The sequence below is a fragment of the Streptomyces sp. MUM 203J genome (assembly GCF_022414595.1).
Lineage (GTDB): Bacteria > Actinomycetota > Actinomycetes > Streptomycetales > Streptomycetaceae > Streptomyces.
This window is the reverse complement of record NZ_JADWYO010000007.1, coordinates 16,735-32,177: the sequence shown is the minus strand read 5'-3', so window position 1 is coordinate 32,177 and position 15,443 is coordinate 16,735. Positions and strand designations below refer to the sequence as shown.

At 70.9% G+C, this 15,443-nt stretch carries 7 protein-coding genes; all 7 read left to right on the top strand.

What is annotated here, in order from left to right; genetic code table 11:
- The first annotated feature begins 228 nt into the window (after window positions 1-228).
- Window positions 229-3,282 (top strand): amino acid adenylation domain-containing protein, encoded by a 3,054-nt coding sequence (locus I3F58_RS06325; RefSeq protein ID WP_240107234.1) that lies wholly within the window; start codon window positions 229-231, stop codon window positions 3,280-3,282.
- 46 nt (window positions 3,283-3,328) lie between these two features.
- Window positions 3,329-9,130: a non-ribosomal peptide synthetase gene (locus tag I3F58_RS06320; RefSeq protein ID WP_240107233.1), complete on the top strand. Its 5,802-nt coding sequence runs from the start codon at window positions 3,329-3,331 to the stop codon at window positions 9,128-9,130.
- Window positions 9,127-10,488: a KamA family radical SAM protein gene (locus I3F58_RS06315; protein ID WP_240107232.1), complete on the top strand. Its 1,362-nt coding sequence runs from the start codon at window positions 9,127-9,129 to the stop codon at window positions 10,486-10,488. Before I3F58_RS06320 ends, I3F58_RS06315 begins: the two co-directional genes overlap by 4 nt.
- Window positions 10,489-10,567: 79 nt before the next feature.
- Window positions 10,568-11,374: a TauD/TfdA family dioxygenase gene (locus I3F58_RS06310; protein ID WP_240107231.1), complete on the top strand. Its 807-nt coding sequence runs from the start codon at window positions 10,568-10,570 to the stop codon at window positions 11,372-11,374.
- Window positions 11,371-13,173: a carbamoyltransferase N-terminal domain-containing protein gene (locus tag I3F58_RS06305; RefSeq protein ID WP_240107230.1), complete on the top strand. Its 1,803-nt coding sequence runs from the start codon at window positions 11,371-11,373 to the stop codon at window positions 13,171-13,173. The genes I3F58_RS06310 and I3F58_RS06305 overlap by 4 nt, the downstream gene beginning before the upstream one ends.
- 192 nt (window positions 13,174-13,365) lie before the next feature.
- Window positions 13,366-13,731 carry a DUF4253 domain-containing protein gene (locus I3F58_RS06300; RefSeq protein WP_308354956.1) on the top strand — a complete coding sequence of 122 codons (366 nt, stop codon included), beginning with the start codon at window positions 13,366-13,368 and terminating at the stop codon, window positions 13,729-13,731.
- Window positions 13,715-14,907 (top strand): IS3 family transposase gene (locus I3F58_RS06295; RefSeq protein WP_374207915.1). Its coding sequence is split into 2 segments (ribosomal slippage): window positions 13,715-13,979 and window positions 13,979-14,907, totalling 1,194 coding nucleotides; the frame shifts between segments, so codons are not numbered across the junction. Before I3F58_RS06300 ends, I3F58_RS06295 begins: the two co-directional genes overlap by 17 nt.
- Window positions 14,908-15,443: the final 536 nt, after the last annotated feature.

Sequence of the window (15,443 nt, the reverse complement as noted above, 5' to 3'; positions counted from 1 at the left end):
TCAACATCCGCCCTGGTGCGGCAGGCTGCCGCCCGGGCGGGACTGAGGCAGATTACATCACCAGTTGATCAACACAAGGAAAGATTCATTGACCAAATATAGATCTACCTAAACGGCCTCTGACGTGCCATGGTTCCGTGTCGTGTATGGCCGGGGCGATCTTGGTCGGCCCGCCGACAGGGTACTTATGAGGGGGACAACACGGTGTGTCGTACCGTTCCGGAGTCGTTGGGTGCGGCGCTGGTCGAGCAGTTCCGCCGGACACCCGACGCGCGTGCGGTCTCTGACGACCGGCAGGCCCTGACGTACCGCGAACTCGATGCCCGCTCGGCCGCATTGGCCGAGACACTCGTGGCGGCGGGCGTAGGGCCCGATCGGATCGTGGCGCTCCAGCTGGAGCGCTCGGTCGACCTGGCCGTGGCGATCGTCGGGGTCGTGCGGGCGGGCGGGGCCTGGCTGCCGCTGTCCACCACCGACCCGGACCGGCGGATCCTCGGTATGCTGCGGGACGCCGCGCCTGCAGCCGTCGTGACCGAGGAGTCGTCCCGGCTGTGGTCACTCGCCGGCAGCGGAGTGCCGCGTCTGACGCCCCGCAGTCACCGGACGCCCGGCCAGGCGCCGCCGATCGACTCCGCCGCGCCGCACCACCTCGCCTACGTCATCTACACGTCTGGCTCCACAGGCCGCCCCAAGGGCGTGATGACCGAGCATGCCGCCATCGTCAACCGCCTGCGGTGGATGCAGGACCGCTTCGGCATCGGGCCTGGGGACGTGGTCGCGCAGAAGACGCCGTACACCTTCGACGTCTCGGTGTGGGAGTTCATCTGGCCCCTGATGACCGGAGCGGAACTGGCCTTCGCCACGCCCGACGGGCACCGGGACCCCGGCTACCTGGCACAGTTCCTGACTGAGCGCCAGGTGACCGTCACGCACTTCGTACCGAGCATGCTCACGGAGTTTCTGCGCCAGGTGCGGCCCGGGGACTGCCCGCGGCTGCGCTCGGTCATGGTGAGCGGCGAGGCGCTCGGCCCAGACCTCGCCCGGCGGTTCTTCGAGCGGCTGCCCCACACCGAACTCCACAACCTCTACGGCCCCACCGAGGCCGCCGTCGACGTCACCCACTGGCAGTGCGCCGAGAACGCCTCGCCCACCGCACCGGTCCCCATCGGCCACCCCATCACCGGCATCGAACTGCTCGTCGTCGGCGAGGACGGCGCCCAGGTGCCGGCGGGCGAGGCCGGTGAGCTGTGCATCGCCGGCGTGGGCGTCGCTCGTGGCTACCTCAACCTGCCCGAGGTCACAGCCGAGCGTTTCGTGCCCCACCCGGCCGACCCGACCCGCCGTATGTACCGTACAGGCGACCTGGCCAGTCGGCGTCCGGACGGGGCGTACCTCTACCACGGCCGCAACGACCGCCAGGTGAAGATCGGCGGCGTCCGTATCGAACTGGGCGAGGTGGAAGCCGCCCTGCAGTCGCTGCCCTACGTGGAGGAGTGCGTCGTGGTGACGCGTGTCGACGGGGCCGGCGTCGCACGCTTGAACGCCGTCGCCGTCCTGGTCCCCGGCGTGCCGTGGTCCGGATGGCGTGATGACCTGCTGGGCATCCTGCCGGCCGGCTCGATACCGGCCGGCCTCGCACCCGTGGACTCCCTGCCGAAGACCGCGCACGGCAAGGCCGACGTGGCGGCACTGCACGCGATCATCGAGGAGCGGTCCGACCGGAGCACGCAGGCCGCCGACGGCGCCGACCCACTGGAACGCCTGTGGGCCGGCGTGCTCGGTTCCACCGAGCCGCACTTCCTGCACGCGGGCGGCACGTCGCTGCACGCCGTGCGGCTGCTCGCCGACGTCGCCGAGGAGTTCGGCGGCACCGTCGCCCTGGCCGACTTCTTCGCGGAACCGACCCTCGACCGGCTGCGCGCTCTGCTCTCCGCCGCAGGCACGGACACGACGAAGATGCCGTCGCGAGTACCGCGCAGTGATGAGCTGCCGCTCAACCGCTACCAGGAACGCCTTTGGTTCCTACAGGAGTTGGAGCCCGAAAGCACCGCGATGAGCGCCCCCACCGCGTTACGGATCACCGGGGTGAGCGCCGAGCGGGTGTCGGAGGCTTTCGCCGGTCTGGTACGGCGGCACGAGGTGCTGCGGACGACGTTCCGCTCCGTGGACGGTGAGCCGCGGGCCGTCGTCGGCGCACAGCTCCCGGCCCTGGAGTGGACGGACGGGACCGGTCTGTCCGCGGATCCCGCGGCCGTGCGCCGACTGGTGGCGCAGACGGCGTACGAGCCGTTCGACCTCGCCGCCGGACCACCGCTGCGGGCCCACGGAGTCACCTTAGGCCCGAACGACCACCTGCTCGTGATGGTCACCCACCAGATCATCGCGGACGGATGGACCTGGTCGCTGCTGACCGATGAGCTGATCCGACTGCTGACCGAACCGGACCGCGGGCCCGAGGACGCACGGTTGCAGATCGTCGACCACGCGGCGTGGCAGCGCACGCACGAGACCCTCCGGGAGCACCGGGCCGCCGTCCAGGAGTCGCTGCGGCACTGGCGCACCGTACTGGCGAACGCGCCGGACGGGCTCGACCTGCCGGTGGACGAGCCGCGCGGCCCCTCCCTCAGCGTGCCCGCCGACAGCGTCGCGCTGCGCTGGTCGCCGGACTTCCCGGCCCGGTTGAAGCGCCTGTGCCGCGAGCACGGCATCACCGAGTTCATGGCCCTGCTCGCCGGCTACACGGTATGGCTGGCCCGGCTCTCCGGCCAGGAGACCGTGGTCGTCGGCACTCCCATGGCGAACCGGACGCCGCCCTGGGTCGCCGACCTGGCCGGCCACTTCGTCACGACTGTCCCGCAGCGTCTGGAGATCGACGAGGACGCGACAGTCGCCCAGGTGCTGGACCGCGCCCGGACCAGCGTCGTGGCGGGCCAGCGGCACTCGGTGGTGCCCATCGAGCGCATCGTCGCTGAGGTCGGAGCAGCCCGGGGCACCGACCGGCTGCCCCTCTTCCAGAACCTGTTCGTCTTCCAGAACATGCCGGCGTGGCAACGGCAGGCCGACGGCGTCACCGTGCGGGTCCACCAGTTCCCGCCCCGGCACACGCACTACGACCTCAAGTTCGAGGTCTTCCCGCTCACCGAGGGCTACGAGGCACGCCTCGTGTACGCCCGGGGCCGTATCTCGAGCGAGCGCGCCGCGCTCATGGCCCGCCAGCTCGCCTCCTTCGTCGAGGCCGCGGTGGACAAGCCCGACGCCTACGTCGACGAGATAGCCCTCTGACCGGCCCTCAGGGCAATCCTGACCACACGATTGGACTCACACTGAGATGACGTACGCCGACGACCGTCCCACCACGTCGACGACGCCGTCACGGCACCTGGTCGAGAGCACCACCGTCCCCGCCCTGATGGAGGCCACGGCCTCCCGGCTCCCGCACGCCGTCGCACTGGTCCGAGGCACTCGGTCCCACACGTACCAGGAGCTCGTGGAGCGGTTCTCCGCGACGGCTCGGGCATTGCGGACGCGGGAGGTGACCCCCGGGGACGTGGTGGCGGTCCGTGGCGGCCGGTCGCCGGAGACCGTCGTGGCCATGCTCGGTGTCCTGCGGGCCGGCGCGATCCTGGTGATGATCGACGTCACCCAGCCGGAGGGCCGGGTGCGTGACGTGCTGGAACGGGCGCGCCCGTCGCTGCTCGTCGACACGACCGACGAAACGTGGGAGCCGGGCGCCGGCTCCCCGCCGGTGGTCCGGCTCGCCGAGCTGGAGCAGCCGACGGCGGGGGACGTGCAGCTGCCCGTCGTGGCCGCCTCCGCGGACGCGTACGTGTGCTTCACCTCCGGCACCACCGGCGAGCCCCGCGGTGTCCTGGGCTGGCACGGGGCGCTCGCCCACTTCTGCGCGTGGGAACAGCAGGCCCTCGCCATCGGCCCGGGCGACCGCGTCGCCCAGATGGCCGCGCTCACCTTCGACGCGGTGTTCAAGGACCTGTTCCCGGCGCTCATCGGAGGCGCCACCGTGTGCCTCCCGCCGACCGACCGGCCCTTCGTCGATGTGGCACGGGTACTCGCTTGGCTGCGCGAGGACGAGGTGACGGTCCTCCAGACGGTGCCGAGCGTGCTGTCCACGCTGCTGGCCGAGCAGCCCGCAGGTACGGGCTTCCCGGCACTGCGTCTGATCTGTCTCTCCGGCGAGCCGCTCGCGGGCAGCCTCGTCAACCGCTGGCGGAATGCGACCGGCGACGCGGGCACGCGGTTCGTCAACCTCTACGGAACGACCGAGGCCACCATCCTCAAGTCCTGGTACCCCGTTCCGGACGGCGAGGTCCCTGCGGGCATCCTGCCCGTGGGCAAGGGCATCGACGGCGCCGAACTGCTCGTGGTCAACAAGCGCGGCCGGCGGTGCGGCGTCGGTGAACCCGGTCACGTGCTGATCCGCACCCCGCACCTCACCCGGGGCACCTGGCGCCCGGCCGTGGGAGAGGCCCCGCTCTTCCAGGTGAACCCGCTCAACCCCGACGACCCCACCGACCTCGTGCAGCGGACCGGCGACCTGGGCCGCATCGGCCCCCGGGGCGACCTGGAGATCCACGGCCGGGTGGACGACCAGGTCAAGGTCCTCGGCGTCCGCGTCCACCCGGCTGAGGTCGGCGCGGTGATCACCCGCATGCCGGAGGTCGAGGACGCGGCCGTCGTGGTCCGCGCCGGGGACGACGGCCCCGCGCTCGTCGCCTACGTCGTGCCGGCCCAGGGCGCGGGCGTGGACGCCTCCGCCGTACGGCGGCACGTGGCCGCGGCCGGCTCCAATGCGATGGTCCCGGCCCGGGTGGTCCTCCTGGAGCGACTGCCGCTCACCGGCCACGGCAAGCTGGACCGGTCCGCGCTCCCCGACCCCGACGACACGGCGGAGCAGCAGCCGGAGGAGGCGGCGGACGAGGGCGAGTGGACCGCGACGGAGCGGCGCGTCGCCGAGCTGTGGTCCGAGGCGTTCAAGAAGGAGATCACCTCCCGGCACGCCGACTTCTTCGATCTGGGCGGCCACTCGCTGATGCTGGCCCGGCTCCTTGCCAGGATCCGCCGGACGTTCGAGGCCGACCTGAATCTGCCGACCCTGTACCGCTCGGCGACGATAGCCACGCTCGCTCAGGCCGTGGACAGAGCGCTGCGGGAGGGCCCCCAGGCCGAGGAGGAACCGGCGCCCGTGCCCGTCGCGCGCGAGGCCGACCAGCCGCTCTCGCCCGAGCAGGAGGGCCTCTGGTTCCTCCAGCAGCTGGACCTCCACGGCTCCGCCTACAACATGGCCGGTGTGTTCCGGCTGCCCACCGGCCTGGACGAGGAGGCCGTACGCACGGCCTTCCTCACGGTGTGCCGTCGTCACGAGGCGCTGCGACTGCGCTTCCGCGAGGTCGACGGGCGCCCCGTGCAGTCCGTGGGCGAGGCCGCCGTCGACTTCACCGCCCTTTCGGCCGTGGCCGACAGGCCGTCGGGCCTGGCCGCGCTGTCGAACGCGGCGGCCGCCGCCTTCGACCTGGTCGCCGGCCCGCTGGTACGGGTCCGGACGGTCCGGGTCGGGGACGATGAGCTCCTCGTCGGCCTGACCGTCCATCACCTGTGCTGTGACGGTGTGTCGTGGAGTCTCATCGCGCAGCAGGTCGACGAGGTGCTCGCCGGCACCGACCGGCACACGCACCTGGACGGCGACACCTCCCGGCTCCAGTTCGGCGACTACGTGGCCTGGCGTGCGCGCCGGACGACTGGCGGGCGCGAAGAGGCCGACCTGGCCTACTGGCGCGACCTGCTCGCCGGCACCCCCGACCCGGACGTGCCGTGGGGACGTCCCGTGCGAGGCGAACGGCCGCACCAGGCACGGGTGCTGCGGGTTCCGGTCGCCCGCGAGGTGACAGATCGCCTCGCCGAGCTGTGCGCGAGGTCCGGGGCCACCGAGTACATGGCGATGATGACCGTCCTGGCCTACGCCCTGTCCCGGGCGGCGGCGCAGGACCGGGTCGTCATCGGCAGCGACAGCGTGGGCCGGGACCGCGAGGAGTTCGAGGACGTCATCGGGTTCTTCGTCCGGACGCACGCCTATCGCTTCGACATGGCGGGCACCCCGACGTTCGAAGAGGCACTCGGCCGGGTCAAGTCGACGCTCGTCGAGGCATCGGGGCACCGGGACGTCTCCTACGCGCAGGTCGTTGAGGCCGTCGCCGCCGCCCGGGACGGGGACCGCAGCCCGCTGTTCTCCGTGATGCTGCGGATGCCACCGCGCGGGGAACTGCCGCCCGAGGCCGCCCTCCTGCGTCCCGTCGACGTGGTCGCCGAAGCCGGTGACGGCTCCGGCACGGCGCCGACGGCCAAGTTCGACCTCACCGTGGTGGTGCGCCCCGGAGAGGCCGGCACCGTCCTGGACTTCGAGTACGACGCCGACACGGTCCAGGCCGAGTTCGCGGCCGCGCTCGGCGAGCGGTTCACGCGCCTGCTCCGCTTCGCCGCCGAGCAGCCGACGCGTCCGCTGGCCTTTGAACACCGCGCCGACCACCCGTTCGCCGAGCCGCTTCCCACGCGGGACCTCGTCCCCGTCGCCGAGCGGTTCAGGCGCCGGGCCGCCGCCACCCCGGACGCCGTCGCGGTCTCCTGGGCGGAAGGCGAGGTGACCTATCGGCAGCTGGCCGCCGCGGTGGCGGCCGCCGCGCAGGAGCTTCAGGCGGGGCAGCGCGTCGGTGTGCTGGGCGGCAAGTCGCCCGCCACCGTGGCCGCCCTCGTCGCCGCGGTCGGCGTCGGCGCCACCGCCGTACTCCTGGACGACGGTCTTCCCGAACCACGGCGCGCCGCCATGGTGGCCAGGGCCGGCATCCGGCAGATTCTGCTCACCGAGCCGTCGACCGCGACCGAGGTGCCGGGCGACACCACCGTGCGACGCCTCTCCTTCGAGGAACTTGCCAAGAGCGAGGGCGAGGCGCTCGGCCCCGTCCCCGCCCGGCCCATGGAACCGGCTTACGTCTTCTTCACTTCCGGCACGACCGGCGAGGCCAAGGCGGTCGTCGGGTCGCACCGCGGCCTCGACCACTTCATCGACTGGGAGGCGGCGGAGTTCGGCGTGCACGCCGGGGACCGCGTGGCACAGCTGACCACGCTCTCCTTCGACGCAGTCCTGCGCGACGTCTTCGTGCCGCTCACCCAGGGGGCCACTCTGTGCCTGCCGCCGACGAGCGCCCTGGACGACACGGCGCGGATGGTGGACTGGCTGGCGCGCGAGCGCGTCACCATCGTCCACACGACACCCAGCGTGGTGGCTTCCTGGATGCGGGACACCGACCGGGCCAACACGCCTCTCACCGACCTGCGGCTGCTCTGCCTCGCGGGCGAGCCCCTCACCGGCCGTCTCGTCCAGGAGCTGCGTGAGCGGCTGCTGGGCCCGGACACGGAAGTCGTCAACTTCTACGGGCCCACCGAGACGACCATGATCAAGACGTTCCACCGGGTGACGGCCGAGCAGGACGCGGGACCGGTGCCCGTCGGCCGGCCGCTGCCCGCCGCCCAGGCGGTCGTCCTGGGCGCGGACGGCTCCGTCCGCGGTCCCGGCGAACGCGGCGAGATCGTCATCCGGACGCCGTACCGGACCCTGGGCTACCTCGACGACGCCCGCGCAGCCTCGAACTTCCGTCCCAACCCGCTGTCGGAAGACCCGGACGACCTCGTCTATCACACGGGAGACCTCGCCGTGGTCGGCGCCTTCGGCGAGATCCACGTCGAGGGGCGCAGCGACGACCTGCTCAAGGTGCGCGGCGTCCGGGTGCACCCCGCGGAGGTTGCGGCCGAGCTGACCACCCATCCGCAGGTGCGCCAGGTCCACGTGGAGGCGGACAAGGAGGCGGACGGCTCGCTCGTCGCCTACGTCGTGCGCTCCGCCGGCTCCGCCCTGACCACGGAGGAACTTCGCCGCCACGCGCGCGAGCGGCTGCCGCTGGCCGTCGTCCCCTCATTGTTCCTCTTCGTCGACCGGTTCGCCCTGCTGCCCAACGGCAAGCTTGACCGGTCCTCGCTCCGGGGCACCTCGTTCCCGGCCCTGCAGGAGCGTGTCGCGCCCCGGGACGACACCGAGACCCTGATCACGTCCATGTGGGCCGAGCTCCTCGGTCACGAGGACTTCGGCGTCACCGATGACTTCTTCGCGGTCGGCGGGCACTCACTGCTCGCCACCATCCTGCTCACCCGGATCCGGAAGAAGACCGGCCTGTCGCTTTCGCTGCGCAAGCTCCTGGAGGGGCCGCGCGTCGACCGTCTGGCCGCGTCGGTACGCCAGTTGCGGGAGGAGTCCGACGACCAGGCGAGCGAGCTGTTGCTGACTTTACGGCAGGGTTCACCGAAGGGAGCACGGTTGTTCCTCGTGCACCCGATCGGCGGCGACGTGCTGTGCTTCCGGGAGGTGGCGTCGGCGCTGCCCGCCGAGTTCACGGTGATCGGGGTCCGCTCTCCCGGCCTTGACGGCGGCACCGTGTTCACCTCGGTCCAGGAGATGGCGGCCGCCTACCTCCACGAGGTGCTCAAGGTGCAGCCTGAGGGGCCGTACCACTTCGCCGGCTGGTCAATGGGAGGCGCCGTCGCCTACGAGATGGCACGCCAGCTCTCCTTCGAGGGGGTGCGCACCGCCTCCCTGGTGCTGCTGGACAGCTACGCGCCGGGCTCGAGGGCATTCGAGCACTTCGCAGGCCCCGACGCCGACCGGGTGGAGTCCTTCGCTCGCGATCTGGAGCGCATGACCGGCGAGGGGATCGACACCGCGCTGCTCAGCGGTGACCGGCCGACGGCCGGCGAGGAGCAGGAGTCACTGCGCCGCAGGTTCACAGTGTTCGACACCAACGCCACCGCGCTCGTGGACTACCGGATGCGGCGGGCCCGCCTCAGGGACACCCGGCTCACGCTGGTGCTCGCCGGTGACCAGACGCGGCCGGAGGGGACATCCCCGGCCCTCGGCTGGGAGGAGGCACTGGGTACGCCGGTTGAGACCCGGACCGTGCCCGGCGCCGACCACTTCACCCTGGTGCAGCGGTCCCATGCCGCGGTCACGGCCAGGGAGATCGCCCGCGCGGTCGCGCCGGGCACCGCTGGCCAGAACGAGGGGCGCGGATGAGCGCCGTGACGGCGCCCCGCTTCCGGGCGTACTCGGCACGCGATCTGGACGCGCTGCTGGACCGGTGCGGGGCGGACTCCGAGACGAAGCTCCAGATACGGGCCGTGGCCGCGGTCCTGCCGTTCCGGACCAACCAGTATGTGGTCGACGAGCTCATCGACTGGGACGACGTGCACGACGACCCCGTCTTCCGGCTGGTCTTTCCGCAGCCCGACATGCTGGCCGCGGACGAGCTGAAGACCGTGACGGACCTGCTGCGCGAGGAGGCGGGCCCCGCCCGTCTCGCGCCCGCCGTGCGGGAGATCCGCGCGGGGCTGAACGCGCACCCGGCGGGCCAGACGGACCAGAACGTCCCCGTCTGGCAGGGGCAGCGGCTCTCGGGCGTGCAGCACAAGTACCAGGAGACGCTGCTCTGTTTCCCGCGTCAGGGCCAGACCTGCCACGCGTACTGCACCTACTGCTTCCGCTGGGCACAGTTCGTCGGGGTGCCCGAGCTGAAGATGGCCGTGGAGAAGGACGACGCCGACGCGCTCGCCGCCTACCTGCGGCACCACACCGAGATCACCGACATCCTGGTGACCGGAGGCGACCCGCTGATCATGCGCACCGACAGCCTGCGGCGCGCGCTGGAGCCCTTCCTCGCCCCGGGGATGGAGCACATCAGGAACATCCGGATCGGCACCAAGGCCCTGACCTACTGGCCGTACCGGTTCACCGCCGACGAGGACGCCGACGACCTCCTGCGCCTGTTCGAGGAGGTTCGCGAAAGCGGTCGGCACCTCGCGGTGATGGCTCATGTGACGCATCCTCGCGAGCTTCACCCGGAGCCCGTGCGGCGCGCCGTCGAACGAGTCCGGTCGACGGGCGCCGTGATCCGCACCCAGGCGCCCCTGGTCAGGTCGATCAACGACGACGCCGACATCTGGCGGGAGATGTGGACGCGCGCCGTCGCCCTCGATGCCGTGCCCTACTACATGTTCGTGGAGCGGGACACCGGTCCGCGCCAGTACTTCGAGGTTCCGCTCGTCCGTGCCTGGCTGATCTACCGGGAGGCTCTGTCGTCCGTGACCGGACTCGCGCGCACGGTCCGCGGCCCGTCGATGTCCGCCACCCGCGGCAAAGTGGTCGTCGACGGAGTGACGCAGATCGCGGGACAGTCCGCGCTCGCACTGCGCTATCTGCAGGCCAGGGACCCGGAGGTGGTCGGGCGGCCGTTCTTCGCACGGTTCGACCCGCGGGCGACCTGGGTGACGGACCTGCAGCCGCTGTCGCCGTCGGACGCGCCCTTCCTGGACCAGACGGCCGGGGCCCGTCCGGAGGATCGGTTCTCGGACAGGCCCTGGGGCCCGCCGGGGTGACGGCGCCCGCCCCGGACGTCCCGCACCGGCCCGTCTGACCTCTCTGCCCGCCCGCAACACCGTTATGTCAGGAGACCGTATGCCCGCGCCGGCAGTGCTGCCGCTGGTGGTGGAAGCAGGTTCCACCACCGACCTCGTAGACCCCATCGAGCACGATCGTGACGAGCTCCGCTCGACGCTCGGCACCCATGGAGCGCTCCTCTTCCGCGGCTTCGACATCGACGGTGTCGACGGATCGCAGTCGACCGTCAACGCGCTGTCCGGGGAGACGCTCACCTGCACCGAGGCGTCCTCCCCGCGCACCTCGGTCCAGGGCAGTGCGTACACGTCCACCGACCACCCGGCCGAGGAGGAGATCTTCCTCCACAACGAGTGCTCCTACCCGGACGCCTGGCCGATGACGCTGCACTTCTCCTGCCTGCGGGCGCCGCAGACGCCGGGATCGACACCGCTGGCCGACACCCGGCGGCTGTACGCGGCGATCGACCCTGGCGTACGGGAGGAGTTCGCGCGCCGGCGCTGGAGTCTGGTGCGCAACTACCACCCGGACTTCGGCGTCCCGTGGGCCAAGCTGTTCGGGACCGACAGCCGGGCCGAGGCGGAGGCCTGCTGCAAGGAGCACGGGCTGATCCCCGAGGGGACCGGCGAGGACGGCCTCCCCACGAACGCGTACTACGGCGACGGCGGACGCATCCCCGACGACGTGATGGACCACCTGCGCAGCCGCTACGCGGACTGCCGGGTCCGCTTCGACTGGCAGCAGAACGACATCCTCGTGGTGGACAACATGCTGTCCAGCCACGGCCGGGAGCCCTTCGCCGGCGACCGGAAGATCGCGGTCGCGATGGCGGAGCCGCACACTGCCGGACAGGGAGACCCGCGATGACCGTGCAGAACACGCATACTCCGGCACCCGCCGGACCCGTGGTCCTCGGGATCTCGGCCCACTTCCACGACTCGGCGGCGGCGCTGCTGATCGACGGCCGGCTCGTGGCCGCCTCCCACGAGGAGCGCTACACCCGGCGCAAGCAGGATCCCGACCTGCCGCTCGACGCCGTGCGCGACTGCCTGGACCAAGCCGGTCTGCGCATCACCGACGTGGACTGCGTGGCCTATTACGAGGACCCGGCGAAGAAGCTCCACCGCCAGCTGTGGACTGGGCTGCCGGCCTTCCCGGACCGCAGCGCGAGCGCCCTCTACCGCCTGGACGCCGACCGGCCGCTGAGGGAGATACGGGACCTGCTCGGCTGGGAGGGCCGGGTCGAGTTCGTCGACCACCACCTCTCCCACGCCGCGAGCGCCTACTACTTCTCCGGCTTCGACGACAGCGCCGTGCTGACGGTCGACGCGGTCGGCGAATGGGCCACCACCAGCTGGGGGGTCGGGCGGGGCGCGTCGCTCGAACTGACCGAGCAGGTCGAGTTCCCCCACTCCCTGGGCCTGCTCTACAGCGCGGTCACCGGCTACCTCGGTTTCGAGGTGAACGAGGGCGAGTACAAGGTGATGGGGCTCGCCCCCTACGGCGAACCGCGGTTCCGGGACGAGATCGGCCGGCTGATCCATGTCACCGAGGACGGGTCGTTCCGGCTCGACCTGGACTACTTCGACTTCACCAACCCGGACGGCATGCTCGGTGAGCGCTTCACGTCCCTGATCGGCCTGGCACCGCGGGTGCCGGAGTCGGCGATCGAGAAGGTCCACCACGACCTCGCGCGCAGCATCCAGGTCGTGACCGAGGAGACCCTGCTGCGCATGGTCGACAAGGCCCACCGCATGTCGGGCAGCGAGAGCCTGTGCATGGCCGGAGGCGTGGCCCTCAATGTCGTCGCCGTGCGCCGCATCGTCGAGGAGGGCCCCTTCGCCAGGGTGTTCGTGCAGCCGGCCGCCGGTGACGCGGGCGGCAGCCTCGGGTGCGCGGCGGTGGCCCACCAGCGCCTGACCGGGGAGCGGCCCCGACAGGACCGGCTGACCTCGGTGCTCCTCGGCTCCGGCACGCACTCCGACGGTATCGCCCGGCTGCTCGGTGCGTACGCCGGCCAGTCCTTCGCGGACTTCCGCGGGGACGAGGCGGGTCTGCTCGATGCCGTCGCGGGGCGACTGGCCGAGGGCAAGGTGATCGGCTGGTACCACGGCCGGGAGGAGTTCGGGCCCCGCTCGCTCGGCGGACGGTCCATCCTGGCCGACCCACGGGGCGACGACACACGGGACCGGATCAACGCCTCGGTCAAGATGCGCGAGGCGTTCCGGCCGTTCGCGCCCGCTGTGCTGGCCGAGCACGCGCACGAGCACTTCCGGCTCGACCACGAGTCGCCGTTCATGCTGGAGACCTGCGAGGTCGTGTCGCCGCTGTCGCTGCCGGCCATCACCCACGTGGACAAGTCAGCCCGTGTGCAGACCGTCACCGAGGGAACGAACGGGCGCTTCTACCGCCTCATCCGGACGTTCGCCGACCGGACGGGCTGCCCGCTGCTCCTGAACACGTCGTTCAACCTCCGGGGAGAGCCGATCGTCCACACCCCCGTCGACGCCCTGCTCTGCTTCCTGAGGTCAGATATCGACTGCCTGGTGCTCGACGACTTCGTCCTGGACCGCGAAGCCCTCCCGCGGTCCTGGGTGACGTGGTTCAAGGGCACCCGGCCACCGCGCCGGAGCCGGGTGAGTGACAGCGTCTACACCCTGCTTTGACAGTGACAGGTACTCCGTTGCCCAGTGGGGGAGTTGAGGCCGGGGCCGAGACCGTCAGGTCAAGGCCCCGGCTCTCGTCTCGGCTTCGGTGCCTGCGGAGCTACTCCAGCCGGAGGCCCGATGCCGGCAGGGCGGCGATCCGGCGCTGTCCCTGATGGGAAGACCTCTTCAGCTTCGAGGTTCTCGTAGTAGCTGTCCGCCGCGGCCCCGCCCCGCACACTGCCCGACGCTCTCGTCGTCGCCGCCGAGCATCACGCCTTCTGCCCGGACAACGTCTGGCAGGGCTCAGGCAGCCTCGACGCCTACGCCAAGGAGCTGCTCCTCGCCGACCACTGGGATGAGTCGCTTCGGTCGCTGGCCACACCCTGCTTCTGGGCCCGGCGACCCGCGACTGTTCCTGCGCCGCTCGTCAGTGGCTTCTCAACACTGCAGGTCACGAACCCGACAGGCTGTCTGGCAGCGACCGCAGTGAGCTGTACTGAGATTTGTGGAGTCCCTGATGCCAGGGTTACGGTCCTGGCGAAGGAGAACCACCAGCACCATGGCAGCACCCCGTAAATACCCCGACGAGCTCCGCGAGCGCGCGATCCGTGAGGTCCGCACCACCGGCCGCCCGATCGCCCACGTGGCGAAGGATCTGGGCATCCACAAGGAGGCCCTGCGCGGCTGGGTCCGCCAGGCCGAGGCCGACCGCGGCGAGCGCGACGACCGGCTGACCACCGCCGAACAGGACGAGCTCAAGCAACTCCGCAAAGAAGTCGCGGAGTTGAGGCGGGCGAACGAGATCCTCAAAGCCGCCAGCGTGTTTTTTGCCCAGGAGATCGACCGTCCCCGGACGAGGCCGAGCAGGTGATCGACCACCTGCGTGACAGAGGTCTCGGGGTCGATCCCGTCTGCCGGGTTCTTGAGCTGTCGCCGTCGACGTACTTCGCCCGCAAGAAGCGGCCGAAGTCGGCCCGCCGGCTCCGCGACGAGCAGCTGATGCCACTGATCGAGAAGATTCACGCGGAGTCCGGGGCCACCTATGGTGCCCGCCGGATCACCCGCGCACTTCGGCGCAAGGGGCACGAGGTGGCCCGCTGCACCGTCGAGCGGCTGATGGCCGAGCTGGGTCTGGAGGGCGTCATCCGCGGCCGGCGGCGCCGGACCACGGTTCCGGAACCGTCGGCACCGCGTCCGCCGGACCTGATCGACCGCGATTTCACCGCCTCGCACCCGGATCAGCTGTGGGTGGCGGACATGACCTATGTCCGCACCTGGTCCGGCTGGGCATACGTGGCGTTCGTACCGGACGTGTACTCCCGGACGATCGTCGGCTGGCAGGTCGCGAACCACATGCGGACCGAACTCCCGCTGGACGCACTGGAGATGGCGCTGTGGAGACGGAGGATCAAGAAGGACTCCGGCCTCATACACCACAGCGACCGCGGGTCCCAATACGTATCAATTCGCTATACCGACCGACTGTCCGACATCGGCGCCTCCGCATCGGTCGGCTCGGTCGCGGACTCGTACGACAACGCGATGGCCGAGGCCCTGAACGGCACCTTCAAGGCCGAACTGATCGAGATGCAGGGTCCCTGGAAGGACGTCGACCAGATCGAACGGGCGATCTTCCAGTGGATCACCTGGTACAACGAAGAACGCCTCCACTCGGCACTCGACTACGTACCGCCCGCCGAGTACGAAGAAGCCTTCTGGCGGAGCCAGGAGCAGACCCCGCAGTCCGCCTGAAACAAGATCACTGGACTCTACGAAACTCGGGGCAGCTCACTGTCGTGGACGTTCGCGGCAGAGACGCGGACAGCCAAGAGCAGTCCGTTCACGTGCGACAGGATGTGCATCGTGGAGCCCCGCCTGCCCCGGTCCACGGGGCCCGGCCGGTATCGCCGCCGTCTTCTTTGCGCCCTCACATGGGCGGAGTCGAGGACGACACGGGATACGTCGATGAGGCCGCCGCGTGGAGCCGGTGCAGGGCGTGCCCCGCCCCTTGGCCAGACCGACGAGCGATCACCACACAGGGCACCGTCTTGGCTGTGCTGGCCAAACCGTGTGACGTCGATCAGGTACACGCCCTGGTGGGATGAGCACGGGCCCGGTCTTGCCGAATACATGTTATCGAATCGATACGCAGCTGCAGTCGACGGAGACTCAAGCGGATCAGTGCATCTCAAGAAGGCACCAGAGCCATCGGGAAGATCCTCATCCGGTGCCGGTCCCGCACCCGGTCCGGGTGCGGGACATCGACGGTGTTGACGGAGCCTCCGGAC

Coding starts and splice junctions, on each gene's coding strand:
- I3F58_RS06320 (WP_240107233.1), top strand. CDS start 3,329: ATGACGTACGCCGACGACCGTCCCACCACGTCGACGACGCCGTCACGG.
- I3F58_RS06315 (WP_240107232.1), top strand. CDS start 9,127: ATGAGCGCCGTGACGGCGCCCCGCTTCCGGGCGTACTCGGCACGCGAT.
- I3F58_RS06310 (WP_240107231.1), top strand. CDS start 10,568: ATGCCCGCGCCGGCAGTGCTGCCGCTGGTGGTGGAAGCAGGTTCCACC.
- I3F58_RS06305 (WP_240107230.1), top strand. CDS start 11,371: ATGACCGTGCAGAACACGCATACTCCGGCACCCGCCGGACCCGTGGTC.